This is a genomic window from uncultured Aquimarina sp. (assembly GCF_947496855.1).
GTDB lineage: Bacteria > Bacteroidota > Bacteroidia > Flavobacteriales > Flavobacteriaceae > Aquimarina.
This window is the reverse complement of sequence record NZ_CANMED010000004.1, coordinates 134,292-157,520: the sequence shown is the minus strand read 5'-3', so window position 1 is coordinate 157,520 and position 23,229 is coordinate 134,292. Positions and strand designations below refer to the sequence as shown.

General features: G+C 33.5%; 19 protein-coding genes. 11 read left to right on the top strand and 8 right to left on the bottom strand.

Translation table 11 applies throughout. The features are described from left to right. Nucleotides 1-138: 138 nt before the first annotated feature. The 7 genes from Q0921_RS12965 to Q0921_RS12935 all read right to left on the bottom strand — a co-directional run bounded on the left by Q0921_RS12965 (nt 139) and on the right by Q0921_RS12935 (nt 6,162). Nucleotides 139-480: a hypothetical protein gene (locus Q0921_RS12965; RefSeq protein ID WP_299257493.1), complete on the bottom strand. Its 342-nt coding sequence runs from the start codon at nt 478-480 to the stop codon at nt 139-141. A gap of 339 nt (nt 481-819) precedes the next feature. Beyond that, entirely contained in the window at nt 820-2,013 is a 1,194-nt protein-coding gene (locus tag Q0921_RS12960; RefSeq protein ID WP_299257491.1) for a DUF1501 domain-containing protein, read from the bottom strand. A 12-nt stretch (nt 2,014-2,025) separates the two neighbouring features. Then, nucleotides 2,026-3,423 (bottom strand): DUF1800 domain-containing protein, encoded by a 1,398-nt coding sequence (locus Q0921_RS12955; protein ID WP_299257489.1) that lies wholly within the window; start codon nt 3,421-3,423, stop codon nt 2,026-2,028. Nucleotides 3,424-3,453: 30 nt separating this feature from the next. Beyond that, nucleotides 3,454-3,870, bottom strand: coding sequence for a VOC family protein (locus Q0921_RS12950; RefSeq protein WP_299257487.1), 417 nt, complete (start codon nt 3,868-3,870; stop codon nt 3,454-3,456). Between the two features lie 2 nt (nt 3,871-3,872). Beyond that, complete coding sequence (locus tag Q0921_RS12945) at nt 3,873-4,562, bottom strand: hypothetical protein (RefSeq protein WP_299257485.1); 690 nt, start codon at nt 4,560-4,562, stop codon at nt 3,873-3,875. Nucleotides 4,563-4,636: 74 nt separating this feature from the next. Further along, nucleotides 4,637-5,098, bottom strand: coding sequence for a pantetheine-phosphate adenylyltransferase (gene coaD, locus Q0921_RS12940; protein ID WP_299257483.1), 462 nt, complete (start codon nt 5,096-5,098; stop codon nt 4,637-4,639). 80 nt (nt 5,099-5,178) lie between these two features. Next, entirely contained in the window at nt 5,179-6,162 is a 984-nt protein-coding gene (locus tag Q0921_RS12935; RefSeq protein WP_299257481.1) for a D-alanine--D-alanine ligase, read from the bottom strand. A gap of 94 nt (nt 6,163-6,256) precedes the next feature. Between Q0921_RS12935 and Q0921_RS12930 the strand changes: the two genes are divergently transcribed. The 11 genes from Q0921_RS12930 (at nt 6,257) to Q0921_RS12880 (ending at nt 20,055) form a co-directional block, all read left to right on the top strand. After that, a complete protein-coding gene (locus tag Q0921_RS12930; protein ID WP_299257479.1) occupies nt 6,257-6,835 on the top strand; it encodes a PASTA domain-containing protein in 579 nt (192 codons plus the stop codon). Between the two features lie 25 nt (nt 6,836-6,860). Continuing rightward, nucleotides 6,861-7,907 (top strand): RluA family pseudouridine synthase, encoded by a 1,047-nt coding sequence (locus Q0921_RS12925; RefSeq protein WP_299257477.1) that lies wholly within the window; start codon nt 6,861-6,863, stop codon nt 7,905-7,907. A 23-nt stretch (nt 7,908-7,930) separates the two neighbouring features. Continuing rightward, on the top strand, nt 7,931-9,025 hold the full coding sequence (locus Q0921_RS12920) for a helix-turn-helix domain-containing protein (RefSeq protein WP_299257475.1): 1,095 nt from the start codon (nt 7,931-7,933) through the stop codon (nt 9,023-9,025). A 203-nt stretch (nt 9,026-9,228) separates the two neighbouring features. Continuing rightward, complete coding sequence (locus Q0921_RS12915; protein ID WP_299257468.1) at nt 9,229-10,440, top strand: amidohydrolase family protein; 1,212 nt, start codon at nt 9,229-9,231, stop codon at nt 10,438-10,440. A 131-nt stretch (nt 10,441-10,571) separates the two neighbouring features. After that, a complete protein-coding gene (locus Q0921_RS12910; RefSeq protein ID WP_299257466.1) occupies nt 10,572-10,763 on the top strand; it encodes a cold-shock protein in 192 nt (63 codons plus the stop codon). A 126-nt stretch (nt 10,764-10,889) separates the two neighbouring features. Then, complete coding sequence (locus Q0921_RS12905) at nt 10,890-11,885, top strand: NAD-dependent epimerase/dehydratase family protein (RefSeq protein ID WP_299257464.1); 996 nt, start codon at nt 10,890-10,892, stop codon at nt 11,883-11,885. 139 nt (nt 11,886-12,024) lie between these two features. After that, nucleotides 12,025-12,786 (top strand): peroxide stress protein YaaA, encoded by a 762-nt coding sequence (gene yaaA, locus Q0921_RS12900; RefSeq protein ID WP_299257462.1) that lies wholly within the window; start codon nt 12,025-12,027, stop codon nt 12,784-12,786. Nucleotides 12,787-12,900: 114 nt separating this feature from the next. Next, nucleotides 12,901-13,404: a TRAP transporter small permease subunit gene (locus tag Q0921_RS12895; RefSeq protein ID WP_299257460.1), complete on the top strand. Its 504-nt coding sequence runs from the start codon at nt 12,901-12,903 to the stop codon at nt 13,402-13,404. Beyond that, nucleotides 13,404-14,750: a TRAP transporter large permease subunit gene (locus Q0921_RS12890; protein ID WP_299257458.1), complete on the top strand. Its 1,347-nt coding sequence runs from the start codon at nt 13,404-13,406 to the stop codon at nt 14,748-14,750. The genes Q0921_RS12895 and Q0921_RS12890 overlap by 1 nt, the downstream gene beginning before the upstream one ends. 525 nt (nt 14,751-15,275) lie before the next feature. Continuing rightward, a complete protein-coding gene (locus Q0921_RS12885; RefSeq protein ID WP_299257456.1) occupies nt 15,276-16,418 on the top strand; it encodes a TRAP transporter substrate-binding protein in 1,143 nt (380 codons plus the stop codon). A 184-nt stretch (nt 16,419-16,602) separates the two neighbouring features. Next, nucleotides 16,603-20,055 carry a pyruvate carboxylase gene (locus Q0921_RS12880; RefSeq protein ID WP_299257452.1) on the top strand — a complete coding sequence of 1,151 codons (3,453 nt, stop codon included), beginning with the start codon at nt 16,603-16,605 and terminating at the stop codon, nt 20,053-20,055. 72 nt (nt 20,056-20,127) lie between these two features. Here Q0921_RS12880 and Q0921_RS12875 read toward each other — a convergent pair whose 3' ends face one another. After that, nucleotides 20,128-23,064: a T9SS type A sorting domain-containing protein gene (locus Q0921_RS12875; RefSeq protein WP_299257449.1), complete on the bottom strand. Its 2,937-nt coding sequence runs from the start codon at nt 23,062-23,064 to the stop codon at nt 20,128-20,130. Nucleotides 23,065-23,229: the final 165 nt, after the last annotated feature.

Genomic DNA, 23,229 nt, shown 5'->3' with positions numbered 1-23,229 from the left:
AATAAATTGATGACTAAAATTATCAAAAATATTCTATTAAGTATTGATGGTTTTGTGTTTTTTTAATTGAAGGCATAAAAAAACACCGCCATTCCAAGCAAGAAAATAGCGGTGTCTTTAAAATATGTATTTAAAAAATTATGGCAATAATCCAGTAATTTGTGTGGTGTCAGTTATTATAGTGTCCTTTTCTTTTTTGTCATTATTTGCTAATCGAGTATTTTCCTTGCTGTTTATATTAAAACCATTCTTGATCATCAACTCCTTGTAGAAGTCAGTTTTGGTTTCCGTAGTGGTAGTTTGGATTTTTTTGATTTTAATATCAAAATTATTTACAGCGATCAAGGTTTCATAAAAATCCACCTTAGTATTCTTAACATCATTAGAATTCTCGTTAGTAGATTGTAAAGAAGACGTTTCTTGAGCGTTTACATTAGAGAAAGAAAATAAAATTATAATCGTAAGAATAATAGTTTTCATAATTTTGGGGCTTAATGAATTTATTACTTGATCTGTAGCAAATTTACAATCAAACAGTTATGAAAAAAAATGATTTAAGATCTTTTAGATAAAGCGATCTTTTATATCGATAAACAACACATATTTTACGGTTTAACCGTATTTTATTATATGATTTTTGTTCTTTTCTGCATTGATTTTCGGTTTGTAATTCTTTAAGCCTAGTAATTTATGTTAAGGTTTAATTTGTTTTTAATGAAATAGGTGTTGTGTTTAGCTAAGTGTAACATGTGCCTTGTAGTCGATAGACTACACTTAATGTTAAGAGGGGTGTTTTCTGATATTGTTTGGGTTATATTATTATATAAATGTTAGTTTGCTAAAATCTCTATTCAAAATATTTTTATTATCAACTTCTAGCCAGTTATCAAGTATAGTAGCATATATACTCCTAAAGTCTACATTATATTTAATATCTCCATTAGTATCCAGATTAGATAGGTCGGGTAGTTCATTATAAACACCTGGCTTTTTTAGAGAACCACCAATGGCAAGTACATTATTGGCTGCACCATGATCTGTTCCGCGACTTCCATTTTGTTTTACTCTGCGACCAAACTCAGAAAAGGTTAGTATTAGAGTGTCTTTAAATCTATTATTCTTTTTTAAATCTTTTACCAAGGCACCAACAGCTTCAGAATATATCCCCAATAATCTATCTTGACTATCTAATTGATTAACGTGACTATCAAAACCGCCTAGAGAACTATAGAAAACTCTAGTTTTTAATCCAGAAATAATAAAATCAGCAATGGTTTTTAGGTTTTTTGCAAATGATGACTGGGGATATTCTATATTGGTTTTATATGTTTTAGAAGTTTCATGGATATACGATGCAGATGAATAAGTTTCCAGCATTGTCTTATATAGGTATCCCTGATTATCTTCATCTAACATGTCTTTATGAGTGTTATCTACAAGCTTATTAAAAAAAGGTTCTCTTGTAGTGCGATATAATTGATTAGGATCAGAAACAGCTATGCCGTTCATTCTATTTCCTTTCATAGTAAGAGATAGTGAATTATCTACTTCTATTGCTTGATACGGATGTTGACAATTAGCATCGAGATATCTGCCTACCCAACCAGTAGATAAATATTGGTTAGTGTCACTAGCTGTTTGCCAGATGTCCGTACTTCTAAAATGTGATCTGTTCGGATTGGGATATCCTACATTGTTAATAATAGATACTTCTCCTTGATCATATAATTCTTTTATTGCTCTTAGGTTATCGTTAAAAGCTAGGTCATTTGTTATTTTTAAAGTTTGTGTTGTTTTTTTAGAAATTGTTGGTCTTAAACTGTGATATATGTCATTACTAATTGGTATGATACTGTTTAAACCGTCGTTTCCGCCAGAGAGTTGTATAATAATTACATTTTTATATCCGGATAATTGATCAGGCGTTAGAAATTCCATTCCTTTTAGAAATGAAGGAACTAATGCTATTCCTGAAGCAAAAACCGATTGTTTTAAAAAATCTCTTCTGTCCATAATCTTAGAGTTTTAGCAAAGTTGGTATTCTGGTAAGCTCATTAATTCTATAATGAAGTTTTTTGTATTGGAAGGATCAAGCTTTGTTATAATAGCGCTTGCTCCTTTGGATGGTTTAGGTTGAATTATGAAGTTTACTAATTCTTGTTTATCTCTTTGTTCAAGAGAGGTAAGAAAATTTTTCCAATTTGGTGTAGCTTTTACTTTTTTCTCAACTTGGGTTTTCATCTTTTTATATAATTTTTGACGCATCATCGAGGTTGCTTCCATATCGTTCTGGTCATGCCATTCGATTACTCCGTTGTTCAGAGTAACAGAAGCTAGTTTTAAGCGAAGCATCAATGTAGAGTTGTCTATCCAGGATTTTCCGCCAGGCCAGCCTGCTACGTTGGGAGGGAGGAATAATGTTTGATTTAATTTACGTTGCAGATAGAGGAGAACTTTCGGATCTTTATATACTACCTGAAATGGTTTACTTAAACCTACTATCAATTCTATAGGAGATTTTATTTTGGTTCCAATGTTTTGATATTCATAAAACCAATCGCTCATCAATATCTTTCTCATTAAGATTTCCAGGCTATAGTTAGATTCGTAAAAAGTAGTTGCTAATTCTTCTATATGTTTTGGATCTATTTTTTCGTTCACAAAATATCGATAGATCTTTTCTGTTATGTATTTGGCAGTTTGTTTTTGATCTAGGAGAATTTTGATAACATCCTCTCCGGTAAAATATCCGGTTTTTCCTAAAACTGTTTTGGATTCAGAATCGTGTCGATTTTTTCTAAATACAAAAGAACCATTTTCATTGAAGTTCCAACCTGTAAAGGCTCTTGCTGCTTCTTTGATATCTTTTTCTGTATAGCCATTATCTCTGCCTAATGTAAAAAGTTCCATCACTTCACGTGCAAAATTTTCATTTGGACTATTTTTTCTGTTTTGTCTGTTATTTAGGAATAATAACATTGCTGGAGATTTAGAAACTTCCATTAACATATCTCCAAAGTTTCCTAATGCATGTTTTCTAATTATATTATTCAGGTGAAGACTAGCTCTTGGGGTTTTTAATCGAACAGCAAAATGATCATGAAAAAATAACGTCATTTTTTCTCTAAGAACTTGTTTTGTTTCTACAAGCTGTTTTAGCCAAAGTACATTGAGTTCTAACATTTTTTGATTGCGAAGTTTTCGTAATTCTTTACGTTCTTCGCGGGATAGATCTTTTTGCTTTTTAAGTAAAGAGCCAAAATCTAGTGATAACGGATTTTCCTTTATACTCTCTATAAATAATTGATCTACAATTTGTTTCTTAGAAAACTTTCTGGCAAATTTTAGTTCAGATGAAGAAATCCCGAAACCAGTTCTCCAGTAAAGGTGTTGTATTTGTTTATCTGATAAAGAAGTACTCATAATCACAGGCTTTGTATATAGGACTGTGATTTAGATAGAAGGTTTAATAGAGGGATTATTTTTATGTTCTATTAGATCCCATTTATTACCATATAGATCTTCAAAAACTACAACAGTTCCATAGATTTCTTCTCTTGGTTTTTCAAGAAAAGATACTCCCTTGGATTTCATATCAGTATAATCTCTCCAAAAATCATCACTATGTAGGAATAAGAAAACTCTACCACCTGTTTGATTTCCAATCGCTTTTTCCTGTTCTGAAGTCGCAGCTTCTGCCAGTAAAATTATAGTTTCAGAACTATTTTGAGGAGCAATGGTAACCCAACGTTTTCTATCACTTAGTTTAGTATCTTCAATAAGTTTGAAGTTAAGCTTAGTTAAATAATAATGAATAGCTTCATCATAGTTTTTAACGACTAAGGTAATAGCCCCAATACTTCTTTTCATTATTAATTACAAGTTATTTCACTCAAAACAGCAATTTCGTTGATAGCATCATTTTGAGTTATATTTTCAGAGAAAAGAACAAATCTATCAAGCGCATGGAAAGTAGATCTTGCAGAAACCTCTAGTGTATATATTCCAGATGCATCAAATTCGACAAAAATATCATGTGCATCATTATCACTTGTAGAGGATTGCCATTTCCATTGTTCTGCATCACCACTTTTATAAATTTTAAACCAGCCACCTTTACTAGCGCCATTAGGAGTAGGTGATTGACCAGTATCTGCTGGATAAACAACACTCTCTCCTTTTTTTCCATAAAATTTGGAAGCATCTGAAAATCGTAACCAAGAATCGTTGTGTTCAGATCCCGATGTTCCATTGGTTATTCTAGATCTCCAGATAAATTGATAAACACCTGGATTAGAAATTTTTATTTTATAAGTAAGTAAACCATTCCCAGGAGCGTTTAAAAATTGATTCTCTTTCCATACCAAGTAATGTGTTCCTAGGAATCCCGTAGTTGAGTTTTCTTTTGTCCAATCATTGTGATCTTTAATACTTTCAAATTCTACTACAATCAATCCATCTTTTTCCTCATAAATAGAAGTATTAGCATCTTGACAAGTTACAGGGTCTGTAGTACTATCAGTTGCTTCATCACTACTACAAGAGTAAAATATTGTGATCATAGAAAAGATTAGTATTAATTTAGAGGGGCTAAACATAGGTTGCATAGGTGTAATTTTTTGGGGTTTAACGAATTTTATATTTTTTTTACTCTCACAGTATCGGGGACTAATCCGGTGTAATCACCATTGTTTCTTATAACATCCCGAACGATAGATGATGAAATATAACTTTTTCCAGATGAGGTAAGTAGAAAAACGGTTTCTATTTCTGTTAGCTTTCTATTAGTATGCGCAATAGCTTTTTCAAATTCAAAATCTCCCGGATTTCTAAGTCCTCGTAGAATAAAATTAGCATCCTGTTGTTTGCAGAAATCTACAGTCAACCCTTTATAAGTCATTACTTTAATTTGAGGTTCGTCTTTGAAAGCTTCTTCAATAAAACGCTTTCGTTCCTCTAAAGAAAACATATATTTCTTTTCGGCATTTACACCGATGGCTAATATAATTTCATCAAAAAGAGTCAATCCTCTTTCGATGATATCGTAATGTCCTAAAGTAATTGGGTCAAATGAACCTGGAAAAACAGCTCTTCTCATAAGTGAATCTTGATTATTTGTATAAATATAGGTAAAGTTACAAAGTAAAAATTAGTTTCATTTCTAATTTCATATTCTTGTTATATCTCTGTTTTTATTGCTTCTTCAATGGTATTGGTTAATAATTCTGGTAAACTAATACCTGCGGCAATTGCTTGTTGAGGTAGAATACTAGCTTCGCTAAATCCGGGGTTTGTGTTCATTTCTACAAAATGAGGTTCTCCATTATGAAAAATATATTCGCTTCTAGAAAACCCTTTTATTTTAAGTATCTGGTATATTTTTAAAGCTAAGTTTTTTACTTTTCGCTCATCTACCTCACTCAGTCTGGCGGGTGTTATCTCTTGTGATTTTCCTAAATATTTTGCTTCATAATCAAAAAAATCATTTTCTGAAATAATTTCAGTAATTGGTAATACAGTGTCCTGTCCTTTATAGGTAATCACACCTACAGAAACTTCTGTTCCACTTAGGAAAGATTCAATAATAATCTCGTCATCTTCTTTGTAAGCTACATTAATGGCAGGAATTAGTTCTTCTTCTGTTTTAACTTTAGAAACTCCATAGCTGCTGCCAGCTTTGTTAGCTTTTACAAAACAAGGTAAGCCGACAGTATTTATTATAGATTTAGCATGTATTGCATCACCTTTGTTTAAGAAATAATTTTTGGCAGTTGGAATTCCATAAGGTTTTAAAGTACTAATACAGTCTCTTTTGTTAAAAGTAAGAGCAGCTTGATAAAAATCACAAGCTGTTTGTGGAATTCCGATCAACTCAAAATAGGCTTGTAATAAGCCATCTTCTCCCGGAGTGCCATGAACAATATTAAAGGCGGCATCAAAATTGATTTTGGAACCATCAAGATGTAATGAAAAATCATTCTTGTCTATGTTGGTTTTTTGATCATTGTCATCAACATAAAACCATGAGTCTTTAGTAATATGAATTCGATAAGGTTGGTATAAGTTTCTATCCAGATGCTTATATACTACATTTCCACTTTGGATAGAAATATCAAATTCACTGGAGTAACCTCCCATAAGGATGGCAATATTCTTCTTCATTGAGTACTGTTTACAAACAAAAATATCATTTATCTCACAACAAAAGCTAAAAAGTTTCCGTTTTTATATCTTTGCCGAAACTATCAATCGATACATGGATTTTATAAAAGGACTTTTGAGATTTATTTGGAGTAAAACATTTCTTATTCAACTTGTAATTGCAATAGCAATGACCGTGATTTTATGCTATGTAGCATTGAAGTGGTTAGATGGTTCTACAAACCACGATCAGCGAATTGTGGTGCCGAGCTTAAGTAAGAAGACGTTAGATGATGTGAAAACACTTTTAGAGTCGAAGGATTTGAGGTATGAGGTTCAGGATTCTGCCAATTTTAATCCGGATTTCCCTAGATATTCTGTTATAGAACAAAATCCTGTGGCTGGTAATATGGTTAAAGAAAATAGAAAAATCTATGTTACGCTAAATCCATCAGGTTACCGCAAGATTGAGGTTCCTAATGTGATTCGTAAAACCAGAAGACAGGTAGAACCAAGATTAGTTGCGTTAGGTTTTAAGATAGGTTCGATTACTTATAAACCAGATCCATCAGATCAGGTGCTTGAGCTTAAGTACAAAGGAAAAGCATTAAAACCAGGCGATAAAATAATGAAAACTTCCACTATCGATTTGGTAGTTGGTGATGAGAGCGGAAACTTAAGACTTTCCCAATAAAATTAATACCATAAACAACATACTTTTGGAAGAGAATCCGGATATTGAAAATTTAGGACCTAATGAAGATGATCTATACGAACACCATCGGTCTGTAGCCGGAGCGGGACAAGTTCCTCTTCGTGTAGACAAATTTTTAATGAATTTTATTGAAAACGCTACACGAAATAAAATACAACAAGCTGCCAAGGAAGGAAGTGTTTTTGTTAATGATGTGGCAGTAAAGTCAAATCATAAGGTAAAACCAAACGATGTTGTGCGGGTTTTGTTTTCACATCCTCCTTATGAGAATTTACTAACTCCAGAAAATATTCCGCTTGATATTGTATATGAAGATGATGTCCTTTTGGTAGTTAATAAACCCGCAGGTATGGTAGTACATCCGGGCCATGGGAATTATTCAGGTACTTTGATTAATGCTTTAATTTATCATTTTGATAACCTACCGAACAATAGTAGTGATCGTCCAGGGTTAGTACATCGTATTGATAAGGATACGAGTGGATTATTAGTAGTTGCTAAAACTGAAGAAGCTATGACTCACTTAGCAAAGCAGTTTTTTGATAAAACTTCAGAACGCGAATACGTAGCTATTGCTTGGGGTAATATGAACGAAGATGAAGGAACTATTGAAGGTAATATAGGACGTCACCCTAAGAACAGATTACAAAATACTGTTTTTGTAGGAGATGATGCTGATAAAGGAAAACCAGCAGTTACGCATTATAAAGTAATAGAGCGCCTAGGATATGTGACTTTAGTTTCGTGTAAATTAGAAACAGGGAGAACGCATCAGATTCGTGTGCATATGAAATATATAGGCCACACATTATTTAATGATGAGCGCTATGGTGGGGAAAAGATTCTTAAAGGAACCACTTTTACTAAATATAAACAGTTTGTAGAGAATTGTTTTAAAGTTTTACCAAGACAAGCGTTACACGCCAGGACTTTAGGGTTTGTACATCCAATAACTGGTGAGAAAATGCATTTTGAAACTTCTATACCTGATGATATGGAGCAATGTGTAGAGCGTTGGAGAAAGTATGCTAAAAATCAATTGGATGTATAGCATATTAGAGTCCTAATAAAGAAATGGAAATATCTTTCATAGAAATTTTTACCCTAATAGGAATTGTTCACGGATTCATTTTGGGACTCATCATCTTGTTTTCTAGATTTTTCAGAAATAAAGAGAACTCTTATTTAGGATACACACTTGTAGTGTTATCTATTATTGGAATAAATAACTGGTTTTGGGATTTAGGAAGGAACCCTATCATCATTTCGATTTCAGACCTTTTTTTATGGCAGTTTTTATACCCGGTAACATTGTTTCTTTTTTTCTTAAAGAAGGTTAAGCATCCATTTGCAGAAAGTAAGAAAAGTAAACTTCTTTATATCCCATTTATTATACTTAGTGTAATCAATATTCTAATCTCTTTTGATACTATATTTGATGTATATAAGACGAACTTTGTCTATAAAAAAGAAGCAATATTTTACTTCTATAAGATAGTCAGTATCTCTTCCATTATTTTTCCGGTTATTTTAATTCTTTTTTCTGCTAAGTATCTTTTTTTTACTAAAATAAAAGGTGCTATTAAGTGGATTAAATGGATCTGGATATTTATGTCTTTCTTAGAAATTTATGGAATTGTTTTAGAAGGACAACGTTTTCTATACGGATCTAAGATGTCCTTAACATTTTTATGGATTGCAGTTTCAATTTTTATGTACTGGTTGATTTATAAAGGACTATATCAATTTAAACTGTCTAATGAGCAATATGAAGTGAGACAACTTCTCAATCGTTCTAAGAAAGAGATAAGATCTACAATAAAGAAAGAAACCAATACATATATAGATCAATTGATTATCCTAATGCAACAAGAGCATATTCATCATAATCCTGATTTGAGTAGGGATTTGGTTGCTAAAAAATTAGGAATAAGCAGTGGTTACCTCTCTCAGCAGATAAATACTAATTGTGATAAGAATTTTTCTGAGTTTATTAATCATTATAGGGTAAGCGATATTAAACAGATGATTCTTAATCCAGAGTTCGATAAATATAGCCTATTAGCTATCGGTATGGAAGGTGGGTTTAAATCCAAAACAACATTTTATACTGCTTTCAAAAAAGAAACAGGCATGTCTCCAAATACATTTAAGAAGAAATATAAATAGGTTCGAATTTGTTAGAGTCTTACAATCTCGAACATTACCAATAATTACTTTCACTAGGTTTGACACTGTTAATTATAAAATAATACCAGATGTATAAATTTAGTAAACCCTTTGTCTCTTATTGCATTTTAGTTGTAATCAGTTTCACTTCATTATTTAGTCAACATAAAAGTTTTGCTTTTGAAAACGTCCACGTTATTCCAATGAATAGGGAAATAGTGTTGCATAATCAACGAGTAATTATTATAGATGGGAAAATATCCAAAATTGAACCAGTTTCAGCAAAAAGAGCCAAAGATATTGATAGCATAATCAATGCTAAGGACAAGTATTTGATTCCTGGTTTAGCAGAAATGCATTACCATCTAGAAAATAATGCAGAAAATGAATTTAAGCTCCTGATAGCTAATGGGGTTACTACAGCGAGGAATATGGCAGAATATGATGGGCAAGATCAAATAAAAATTAGAGAGCAGGCCAATAACAACGAAATATTGGCTCCTTATTATGTGACTTCAGGACCCTATCTAAAAGCAAAAGATTTACAAACAAGTACTGATGTTGTAAATGTGGTTAAGATGCATCAAGAGAAAGGGTATGATTTTCTGAAAATAGCCGATAATTTACCAAAGGAAATATATCTGAAACTTCTGGAAGAAACAGGACGATATAATATTCCGGTTATAGGTCATGGTCAAAGAAAGCTTCCATTAGAATATTCATTAAAAATGAAATCAATCGCTCATATAGAAGAGTTTATGAATATTTTTAGTTCTGAACAAAAAGAAGACACGATATATCTTAAACAAGCTGCAATCAAAATAAAGGAAAGTGGTATTTATGTTTCACCTACTCTAGGTATTTTTGAAATGATTAGTCGATATGCGGATGATGAGAAGTTTGAGATTTTGAAAAGAAATGATGAAATTAAATATCTTCCAGAAAAATACGCTGCTTACTGTATGTCGGATAGTACTCATTATCGAACTAATTCTTGGTTTACTGCTCCAGAATCTTTGATTAGGCTACAAAATGAGTTAGAATGGCAACAAAGGTTTACTAAGATCTTGAGTAATGAAAAAGTGCCGTTATTAGCAGGAAGTGATACGTATGGGTTGTTTTTGCCTGGTTTCTCATTGCATAGAGAATTGGAGTTGATTTGTGGTGCAGGAGTATCGCCTTATGAAACCTTAAGGACTGTAACTGTATATCCTGCTAAATATTTGAATAGAGTATCAAGCGGTACTATTGCTGAAGGTAAATTAGCAGATCTGGTATTATTAAATAAAAATCCATTAGAAAACATACAAAATACCAAGACTATTGAAGGTGTAATGCTTAAAGGAAAATGGATGGGTAGAAACACACTTGATTCGATGTTGGAAGAGGTAGAATATGGAGTGAAAAAAGAGTAGTAATAGTTCACAAAGCTTGCACTATTACTACAATGTATTCAATATTAACTAAACGTTACTAAAAACTTTATTTTTAAATAAATAAGGAAAATTCAGGAAATAATATTATATTCGCGCTTTAATTATTTACAATGAACAAAGGAACAGTAAAATTTTTTAATGACTCCAAAGGATTTGGATTCATCACAGAAGAAGGATCAAACAAAGATCATTTTGTACACATTTCAGGCTTAATCGACGAAGTTCGTGAAGGTGACGAAGTAGAGTTTGATTTACAAGAAGGTAAAAAAGGAATGAACGCGGTAAACGTGAAAGTATTATAATATACATATTGACTTTTTTAAAACATAAGCCTATCCATTTGGATAGGCTTTTTTTGTTTTCTTGTGTTTTAATCAAATATGTATATACTATGAATTTAGTTAGTATCTTAGATAAAACTAATGTAAATGAGTAAGATAGGGGTTATAGGAGCTACAGGAATGCTTGGTCATCATGTTGCGAAAGCTATTTTAAGTAACTCAGAAAACCAGCTGATAGTCTTACATAGAGAAACTTCCAATCTTTCAGCTATAAGGGATTTAACTTTTGAAAGTAGAATCACAGATTTAAATGACGGGGATAGTTTAAAAAAATCATTTCAAGGATTAGACTATGTTTTGAATTGTGGTGCATATTATCCCACTGATCCGAAACCTCTAAAAAAAGAAATTAAAATAGCGGAGCATCAAATGAATAATTTCGTTAATGCAATTAACGAAAGTGGTGTAAAAAAGGGATTGTATTTAGGCGGAGCAATTGCTATTCCAAAATCCAGTAATGGAATCGGTAGTGAAGATCTGTTTTATGATAAGAGGCCGGTTAATAAATCAGCCTATGTTCAGGTTAAATATGTAATGGATAAAATAGCTAGGGAAGCTGCAGTATCAGGAACACCTATCGTAATCGGAATACCTTCTATGACTTTTGGAGAGTTTGATTATGGCCCATCAACAGGGCGACTGATAACGAATACTGTAAATCAAACACTACCAGGATATGTTGATGGAAATAGAAATGTAGTGTATGCAGGTGACGCAGCAAGAGGTTTGTTATTGGCTTGTTTGAATGGAAGAATAGGAGAGCGATATTTAGTTACAGGCGAAAATATATCCATGGAAAGTTTAGTTAATAAAATAGTTCAAACCGCTAAACTTCCAAAAATGCCTAAAAAAGTTTCAATTCGTCTTGCTAAAATGGTATCCAAGATTAAAATGGCACAATATAAAATGTTCGGAGGAGAACTTCCTTTGCTTAATGATACAGCTATTGCAGTTATGTCAGCTGGACAATTTCTTAGCGGAGAAAAAGCTAAAAGAGATATAGGATATGAGCCAGAAGTATCTATAGATGAAACGATTCAAAAAAGTATTGATTGGTTTAAAAAAGAGAGTTATATAAAATAGTATGCTATAATACCTCTTCAGACTAATTAAAATATTATATCACATAGAACATTTCGATACCCTAATAGACAAGAATTACGCTAGTTGATTTTATTTATCAGAACACTATTGTACTTTTGAGGAAATAAAAGTCACCTGAATGAAAATTGTAGTATCACCAGCCAAGTCCTTAGATTTTGAAACATCGTTACCAACAGAAAAATATACAGAACCATCTTTTTTAGCGGAAGCAGAAAATCTAAATGCTGTGCTTCAGAAAAAAACTCCTAAAAAATTGTCTGAGCTGATGAGTATTAGTGATAATCTAGCTCAATTAAATTGGCAGCGAAATCAAGATTGGGAGCTTCCTTTTACATCAGAGAATGCAAGACCTGCTGTGTATGCGTTTAAAGGAGATGTGTATATCGGATTAGATAGTTATAGTATTCCAGAAGGTAAATTAGATGCGCTACAAGATAAACTAAGAATACTTTCAGGTCTATACGGGATCTTAAAACCATTAGATTTGATGCAGCCGTACCGATTAGAAATGGGAACTAAGCTCAAAGTAGGGAATAAGAATAATTTATATGAGTTTTGGAAAAAACAGTTGACTGAACAACTGAATGAAGAATTGGAAGATGATGAGTTATTTGTAAACCTTGCAAGTAACGAATATTTCAGTGTGATCGATAAGAACGTATTAAAGGTTCCAATAATTACCCCACAGTTCAAAGATTGGAAAGGTGACAAACTTAAGATAATTAGTTTCTTCGCTAAAAAAGCTCGTGGTATGATGGTACGCTATATTATTGATACAGGAGCAGAAACAATAGAAGAATTGAAAGGGTTTAATTATGATGGATACAGTTTCAGCGAAGAGTATACAACTAAAGAAAATGAATTAGTTTTTGTAAGGTAAATTTTAGATTGTAAATTAATATCTTTTTCTTAGTGACACTAACGATGCATTCAATTTCTAAATGTATCTAATTTTAGTATCTTCAACGTTTATATTATTTACATAAATCGTTAAGTGCAAAAAATCATAAATTTTCTCGATTGGATTGGTGAAAAAATGGGAACTCTGGTAAGTTGGGTAGCGGTTTTTTTGGCAATTGTTATTGGATTAGATGTCATTATTAGATATGTATTTCAATTTACATTTATTTGGATGATTGAGACAGAGATCTATTTATTTGGAATCTTGTTTCTGGTTGGTTCGGGATACACATTTAAATATGGAAAACATGTTAGAGTAGATGTGTTTTATACAAAGTTATCTGAAAAAGGTAAAGCCTGGATTGATCTATTAGGAGGTGCTTTTTTATTAATTCCATGGTGTTATGTGGTAATTGTTTCTTCTTGGTATTACGGATTATCTTCTTTCTTAATTAATGAAGGGTCTCCGCAACCAGGTGGATTACCTGCTTTATATGTGCTTAAGTTTTGCATCACTTTTGGTTTTGTCTTTTTACTTTTACAAGGTATTTCTCAGATGCTAAAATCGATTCAGATCATTTTTAATAGAGGTAATTAATGGAGTTTTTAGCAATCATCTTATTCGTAATTATCTTTGTCTTAATCCTAAAAGGATATCCAGTAGCCTTTACGTTGGGAGGCATTTCTGTAGCCTTTGCTTTTGGAGTATCGATTTTCGCACCAGAGTATTTTATCATGTCTACTTTTTATTTACTGCCTTCTCGGATTATGGGAGTGGTAAATAACTACGTCTTGATGGCAGTGCCTCTATTTATCTTTATGGGGATTATGTTGGAGAAATCAGGTCTTGCACAAAGTTTATTGGAAACTATGGCAATGATGTTTGGACGAGTGCGAGGAGGTTTGGCGATTTCTGTAGTTATTGTTGGAGCATTATTAGCTGCATCAACCGGAATTGTAGGAGCTACCGTTGTTACCATGGGGTTAATTAGTTTACCCACAATGCTAAAACGAGGATACAAAACAGAACTGGCAGTAGGAGTGATTGCTTCTTCAGGAACTTTAGGGCAAATCATACCACCATCTATCGTATTAGTATTATTGGCAGATACTATCAATAGTTCTTCAAGAGGAGCTGCATCGGTAGATGTGGGAACGTTGTTTTCTGCGGCTTTATTTCCAGGTTTAATTTTAGTTGGATTGTATATTGTGTATATTTTAATAAAATCTTTTATCCATAAAGAAGATGCGCCAAGTATTCCAGCTGAGGAAATTGCAGCGTTTAGAGGCGATAATTTCATTCCTAAAATACTTAAAGTACTCTTGTTACCTGTCTTGTTAATAGTAATCGTTTTGGGTTCGATTTTTACAGGTGTAGCTTCTCCAACAGAAGCTTCCGCGATTGGAGCACTGGGAGCGACCATTCTAACCATTGTTCAGAAAAAATTTTCTTTTAAAATTTTAAAGGAGGTGGCACAAGAAACCACAAAGTTAACTTCAATGGTCTTTTTTATTTTATTGGGTGCAACGACTTTTACATTAGTGTTTAGAACATTAGGAGGAGATCAATATCTTCAGGAATTGATTATGTCCTCTCAGTTAACTCCTTTGATGTTTCTGTTATTAGTAATGTTAGTGATTTTTATTGCAGGATTCTTTATAGATTTCATTGAAATAATATTTATAATAGTCCCTGTAGTAACTCCAGTTTTTAATGCTTTTGATATGAATATGCTTTGGGTGGGAATATTGATGGCATTGAATTTACAAACTTCATTTCTAACACCACCTTTTGGATTTGCTTTATTCTATTTAAAAGGTGTGGCACCAGAAACGGTCAAAACCAGCCAGATATATAGAGGAATTATTCCTTTTATTGTGATTCAGTTAATCATCGTAAGTTTAGTGATGTTTTTTCCAGAGATTATTTTTAATTCGAAGTAAATTTAGAAACCTATTAGAGTTTTTTAAGCTATAACTAAAGTTTTTTTAGGCTGTTTATTTCAGTTTTGGCAGCTTTTAGTATTTTTTTAAATTTTCTTTTTTGTATCCTACATTTTGATTGCAACAAATCAAGTTGAATTCTACAAATCAAAGATTCGCAATAATCTATGCGATTTTGAATAGGGAGTTTTGAAATAACTGTGTTATACAGATTATCTTTTTTTATCAACGAAGTTGTGAGGTGTTTTCTGAAAAATGACATTTTAGGTAGGTTAAAGAGGTTATCGTTATATTATATTTTAAATATTAAAATATAATTGCTTCTAAAAGTGCTCAAATTTCATTCCGTATTAGGTTCTTAAGCATTAAAATTCACCTAAAATTACAATGTATTTTTAGGTCTTCCTTTTTATAAGTATTGATTAGTTTTCAAAATGGTTTTCATCATAAATACTATTTCTTATTATAAGAAATAGTATTTAATTAGGAATAATTATAAATTGAGAGTCTAATAAAAATTAAAAAATGAGTTTTAATATAACACAGCTATTCCGAACATATGATATGAAAAGGTTATTCGTATTGTTATTAGTCAATTCATTTTTTTTATCCTGTTTAGGAGAACCACCTGCAAGTATGAACAACTCTTCATCCTACAATGTGGCAAAACCTAATAAAATATTTCATTGGAAAATGACAACGACCTGGCCGCCTAATTTTCCTGTTGTTGGTGAAGTAGCGGAAAAATATGCTAAATGGGTCGATGAACTATCTAATGGTCAAATTAAAATCAAAGTGTATGGAGGAGGGGAGTTAGTGCCACCTCTAGAAGCGTTTGATGCAGTTTCACAAGGAACAATCGAGATGGGATGTGGAGCTGCGTATTACTGGGCAGGGAAAACCCCGGCAGCACAATTCTTTGCAGCAGTACCTTTTGGGATGAATAGTCAGCAAATTACTTCTTGGTTAGAAGTAGGTGGTGGTTATGAGCTTTGGAAAAAAACCTACGCTAAATTTAATTTGGTGCCCTATATGGGAGGGAATACAGGAGTACAAATGGGAGGATGGTTTAATCGTGAGATCAATTCTATAGAAGATTTCAAAGGGTTGAAAATGCGTTTGCCTGGAATTGGAGGCAAAGTATTAGAAAAGGCAGGTGGAGCTGCAGTTTTAGTCGCAGGTAGTGAAATTTATACTAGTTTAGAACGTGGAGTTATTGATGCAACAGAATGGATTGGTCCATATCATGATTATAAAATGGGGTTCCATAAAATTTCTAAATATTATTATACTCCCGGTTGGCATGAAACTGGATCTCAATTAGAGTTTTTTATTAATAAAAATCTACACGATGGTTTGCCTCCACATTTACAAGCTGTTTTACAGGCAGCTGCTAAACAAGCTCAAGTTTGGGTATTATCAGAATTTGATAAACAGAATGGTATTTATCTTGATAAGTTAGTAAATGAAGAAGGAGTTGAGGTTAGAGAATTTTCTAAAGAAACACTCGATGCGTTAAGAGGTTTTACCGATGAAGCTATACAGGAAATGATAGGGGATGATCCTTTATCCAAAGAGGTATATGAAAGTTATTCTAACTTTCAGAAAAGAATTTCTAAATGGTCAGAAATAACAGAGAAAGCCTACTATAATAAGATTCAGAAATAGGTTGTTCGATCGTAACTTTTATTTTTAAGTGTTCATTATAACAACTTAATAGAATTAGTTAATTGTTAATACAAAACTTAATTATTTAATTTATTCTGATTAAAATGTATTGGAAGTATTATTTCTAATCAATATCTTCGCAGCGAATGTTCGCTAAATATTATTTAAACACAAAATTATTATCATGCAAATTAAGAAGGTTTTAGTTGCCAATCGAGGGGAAATAGCTATCAGAATTTTTAGAGCGTGTACGGAGATTGGTTTACAAACCGTAGGAGTTTATACCTATGAAGATAGATATTCTTTACATCGATATAAAGCAGATGAAGCGTACCAAATAGGAGCTGATAATGAGCCTTTGAAACCGTATTTAAATATTGAAGCGATCATAAAGGTTGCAAAAAAGAATAATGTGGATGCAATACATCCTGGATATGGATTTCTTTCAGAAAATGCTGATTTTGCGCAAAGGTGCGAGGAAAACGATATCATTTTTATTGGACCTAAAGTATCGGTACTTCGCTCATTAGGTGATAAAATAATGGCAAAAGAAGTCGCTATTGCTAACGATATTCCTATAATTCAAAGTAATAAAGAAGATCTTACAGATGTAAAGGTAGCAATCGAAGAAGCAAAACGCATTGGGTTTCCAGTTATGCTTAAAGCCGCTTCTGGAGGAGGAGGACGAGGAATGCGCGTAATCAGAAGTGTGGAAGAGCTAGAAAAAGCGTATCCTGAATCCCAGAGAGAAGCTTTAAACGCATTTGGAGATGACACAGTTTTTCTGGAGAAGTTTGTGGAAAACCCAAAACATATTGAAATACAGATTGTAGCAGATCATCACGGCAACATGGTGCACCTTTTTGAGCGGGATTGTTCCGTGCAGCGACGTTATCAAAAAGTGATTGAATATGCTCCTTCCTATGGAGTCGAGCAAGATATTTTGGATAATCTGTATGAATATGCTTTGAAAATATGCAAAGCAGTAGATTATAATAATATAGGTACGGTAGAGTTTTTAGTGGATGATGATGATAGTATTTATTTCATCGAGGTAAATCCTAGAGTACAGGTAGAGCATACGGTTACCGAAATAGTAACTGGTATCGATTTGATTAAAGCGCAAATTTTTATCGCAGGAGGTTATCAGTTATCGGATAAACAAATCAAGATAGAAAGTCAAGAGAGCCTTAAAGTAAATGGATATGCGGTACAATGTAGAATAACCACCGAAGATCCTGAAAACGATTTTAAACCCGATTATGGAACTATCACTACGTATAGAAGTGCTTCAGGGTTTGGTATTCGATTAGATGCAGGTAGTGTGTATCAGGGAGTAACGATTTCACCATTTTTTGACTCTATGTTGGTAAAGGTTTCTGCTAATAGTAGAACCTTGGATGGAGCCTGCAGAAAAATGCGTAGAGCTCTTTCAGAATTTAGGATTCGTGGTGTGAAAACAAACATGCCGTTTTTGGATAATATTCTAAAACATGAAACTTTTAGAAAAGGAGCGGTTACAGTTAATTTTATAAGAGATACAAAAGCATTATTTGCTGTCAAAGAATCTCGAAATCGTGCCACGAAGTTAGCAACATTTTTAGGAGATATTATTGTAAATGGTAATCCTGATGTAAAAACCATGGATCCAACAAAAACTTTTGTTCTTCCTAAAGTTCCAGAATTTGATCAAACAAATGGATATAAAAAAGGGACTAAAGATATATTAACGGAATTGGGACCTGAAAAATTTGCTGACTGGTTGAAGAATGAAAAGAAAGTTCATTTTACTGATACTACAATGCGTGATGCACATCAGAGTCTGCTCGCAACGAGAATGCGAACTTATGATATGCAAAAAGTAGCAGAAGGGTTTGCTAAAAATCATCCAGAAGTATTTAGTATGGAAGTTTGGGGTGGAGCAACATTTGATGTTTGTCTTAGATTTTTAAGAGAAAATCCTTGGGAACGTCTTCGTGAATTAAGAAAAGCAATGCCTAATCTACTATTACAGATGTTAATTCGAGGATCAAACGGAGTTGGATATACGGCTTATCCCGATAACCTGATAGGAAAATTTGTGGAGCAATCTTGGGAAAATGGAGTAGATGTTTTCAGAATTTTCGATTCATTAAATTGGATGAAGTCTATCGCTCCTTGTATTGAACACGTTAGAACTCGCACACAAGGTTTGGCCGAAGGTTCCTTATGTTACACAGGAGATATATTAGATCCTAAACGAACTAAATATACATTAGCGTATTATGTGCAATTAGCAAAGGATATTGAGAATGCCGGAGCACATATATTAGGAATTAAGGATATGGCCGGTTTATTGAAACCTTATGCTGCTTATGAGTTGGTTTCAGCATTAAAATCTGAAATTAATATTCCAATACATTTACATACTCATGATACTTCTTCTGTGCAATCAGCTACTTATTTGAAAGCTATTGAAGCTGGTGTAGATGTAGTAGATGTTGCACTTGGAGGGCTTTCAGGATTGACGGCTCAACCTAATTTTAATGCAATTATGGAAATGCTTAGATTCCATGAACGTGAGAATCCGATGAACATTACCAAGTTGAATGAATATTCTAATTATTGGGAAGCTGTTCGTGAGTATTATTATGTTTTTGAATCTGGCCTTAAGGCAGGAACGGGAGATGTATATCAACACGAAATTCCTGGAGGACAGTATTCTAATCTAAAACCACAAGCACAAGGGTTGGGGTTGGCAGATCGTTTTCATGAAATCACCAAAATGTATGGCGAGGTTAATACCCTTTTTGGAGATATAGTGAAGGTTACACCAAGTTCTAAGGTAGTAGGAGATATGGCACAATATCTGGTAAGTAATAACCTCACAATAGAAGATGTAAAAGAAAGAGGAGAAACCATTTCTTTCCCACAATCTGTTGTTAGTTTATTCAAGGGAGAATTAGGACAACCGGAAGGAGGATTCCCAAAAGATCTTCAGAAATCAATACTAAAGGATCAGAAACCATTTATCAATAGGCCGAACGCACATCTGGAACCAGTAGATTTTGAAACAGAGTTCAAAGATTTTGTAAAAGTCTTCAAGAAGGGCATGGGTAGAGAATTGGATATCACAGATTTCCTTTCGTATAAGTTATACCCAAAAGTGTTCACTGGTGCATACAATCACCATCTTAAGTATGGTAATGTGATGAATATTCCGACTAAAAACTTCTTTTATGGAATGACTCCAGGGGAAGAGATTATCATAGAATTAGATAAAGGTAAAATCTTATTGATCGAGTTAATCTCAATCGGAGAGCCTCACGATGATGGTATGGTGACTGTATTCTTTAAAGTAAATGGTCAGACCCGAAATGTAGAGATTAAAGATAACTCTATTAAGGTTGATAAAGTTGTACATGCAAAAGTAGATAAAACAGATACTAAGCAGATAGGAGCACCGTTACAAGGATCCTTATCCTCGGTATTGGTAAAAACAGGTCAGGAAGTTAAGAAGAACGATCCATTGTTTATTATAGAAGCTATGAAAATGGAGACAACTATTACTGCTAATGAGAGTGCAACGATCAAAAAAATAGTACTTAAATCCGGGACGATGGTGGAAGCAGATGATTTGGTGATAACCTTAAAATAATAATTTTTTGGAACTATTAAAACAAAAGCCTCTTAGTAAACTAAGAGGCTTTTGTTTTAATTTAATGAGATTCTACTCTTTAATAATTCGTTTTATAATAGTTCCTTTTTCACCTTCAATATTAATAAAATATACTCCTGAACTTAATTCGGAAATATCAAAAGGATTATTAAGTGTTTCAAATACTTTCTTGCCTATTATATTGTATACCGTTGCTTTTTTTATAGGAATTGAAATATTAACTAAACCGATGGTTGGAATAGGGTATACACGTAATTGATTAATAATAATTTCTTCCTCTTCATTACTAAGAGTTGCAACAACAAAACAAGAAGATCTTTCTGTGCATCCGTTTATTGTGATTTCTACTGCGTAGTTACCATTTTCAGTTGCAGTAAAAGACTGGTTGTTTTCTCCAGCAATAGGTGTATTTGAATCACAGTCAATCCATTGGTAGGATTCTCCAGTTGTATTGGTGGTAAAAGTAGGTGTGGAAGAATCGTCTATTGAAGTATTTGGTGTATTGAATACTTCTATGGTATCAGATGCTGAGTTAGAACATCCATTTGCATCAATAAAATTGTAGGTTATCATATGAACTCCTGCACCAGCTGTTGCTGGATCAAAAGAATAGGTTGTTCCATTACCATTGTCCGTAACTCCAGATCCAGAATATATACCTCCAGTCGCAGTTCCACCACTTAATCCAGTCTGTATACCTGCATCAATACACAGATCTGCAGGAGCTGCAAATGTTACTGTTGGTAGATTAAATACTTCTATGGTATCAGATGCTGAGTTAGAACATCCATTTGCATCAATAAAATTGTAGGTTATCATATGAACTCCTACACCAGCTGTTGCTGGATCAAAAGAATAGGTTGTTCCATTACCATTGTCCGTAACTCCAGATCCAGAATATATACCTCCAGTCGCAGTTCCACCACTTAATCCAGTCTGTATACCTGCATCAATACACAGATCTGCAGGAGCTGTAAATGTTACTATTGGTAAGTCAAATACTTCTATGGTATCTGATGCTGAATTAGAGCATCCATTAGCATTCGTGAAGTTATATGTTATCGTATGAACTCCTGCACCAGCTGTTGCTGGATTAAAAGAATAGGTTGTTCCATTACCATTATCTGTAACTCCTAACCCTGAATATACACCACCAGTTGCAGTTCCGCCACTTAATCCAGTTTGTACACCTGTGTCAATACATAGATCTGCTGGAGCTGCAAATGTTACTATTGGTAAGTCAAATACTTCTATTGTATCTGATGCTGAATTAGAGCATCCATTAGCATCAGTAAAATTGTATGTTATCGTATGAACTCCTACACCAGCTGTTGCTGGATTAAAAGAATAGGTTGTTCCATTACTATTATCTGTAACTCCTAACCCTGAATATACACCACCAGTTGCAGTTCCGCCACTTAATCCAGTTTGTACACCTGTGTTAATACATAGATCTGCTGGAGCTGTAAATGTTACTATTGGTAAGTCAAATACCTCTATTGTATCAGATGCTGAGTTAGAACATCCATTGGCATCAGTAAAATTGTATGTTATTGTATGAACACCTACACCAGCTGTTGCTGGATTAAAAGAATAGGTTGTTCCATTACTATTATCTGTAACTCCTGACCCTGAATATACACCACCAGTTGCAGTTCCACCACTTAATCCAGTTTGTACACCTGTGTCAATACATAGATCTGCTGGAGCTGTAAATGTTACTATTGGTAAGTCAAATACTTCTATTGTATCTGATGCTGAGTTAGAACATCCATTGGCATCAGTAAAGCTGTATGTTATGATATGAACACCTACACCAGCCGTTGCTGGATCAAAGGAAAAAGTCATTCCATTACTATTATCAGTCACTCCAGTTCCAGAATATACACCACCAGTTGCAGTTCCACCGCTTAATCCAGTTTGTACACTTGCATCAATACACAGATCGGCAGGAGCTGTAAATGTAACCATTGGTACATCAAATACTTCTATCGTATCACTGTCACTATCATTACAAGTACCGGAGCTTGTATATGTTATTGTGTGTGTGCCTAGACCTGCAGTTGCTGGATCAAAAGAATAAGTTGTTCCATTACCATCATCCGTTATACCAGGTCCGGTATACGTTCCTCCTGTAGGAGTTCCACCACCTAATCCGTTTTGTATGCCGGCATCTAAACATAAATCTGCAGGAGTTGTGAATGCAACAATATCATTTGCAGTAACATTAACATTGACGGTTCCACAAGAACTGGGAATTACACATAAGCCACCTTCTCCTCTAATAAAATAGGTAGTACTTGGTGAAGATGGTGTTACTACAAAAGTAGTAGATGTTGTAGTTCCTATTTCTGTACCACCACAAGATCCTGTATATATGTGCCATGCTGTTGCATCGTTAAGATTTCCGGAAATTGTAAGTGTGGCATTATTGCCGTCACAAATTGTTGATGGAGCAAAAGTTACCATCGGTACATCTGGATCAGTACATGGAATAGCAGTAAGATCCAATGAGAATAATAAATCAGTTCCGGGTTGAGCAGTTCCTGCAGAATAGCGTTGTCCATTTGGATAATCAGGATCAGTCTCATTATCGAACACGATAAGTGCGGTACTGGATATATCGAATGTGTATTGCTGTCCAGCTATTAGGACTATGTTTAATGAAGAAAAATCAAATACGGAATAGTCGTTTGCAAAATCTGTTGAAGGAGATGTAGTTTGATTAAGTAAAGTTCCCAAAACAGATCCGCCATAACCTTCACCACTACGTATAGTGACTGTTGCATTTACACTATTGTTTAGTGCTGGAACGCCAATAGTGTTTAAAATTCCGTTACAAGTAGGTGTAAAACTTTGGCCAGTTGAACCATCAATTCCACCATTAGTTACGCCAACAAGAGTTTCATCAATATTTTCTGTGGAACATTGACCATTGCTAGTATGTGCAATACAAAAGATTGCAATTCCAAGTATAATTCTTTTCACTTTAAAGTATTTTAAATACACCTTTTCAGAGTTGTTAACACTGAGTTTGAAAGTTATTAACAATGTAGATTTGGGACTTATTTGTATAAGGTAGTCTACTGTTATGACTTTAAGGATGTTAAATGTTTACGCTGTAAAGATAGATAATTATTTTTTGTTAATAAC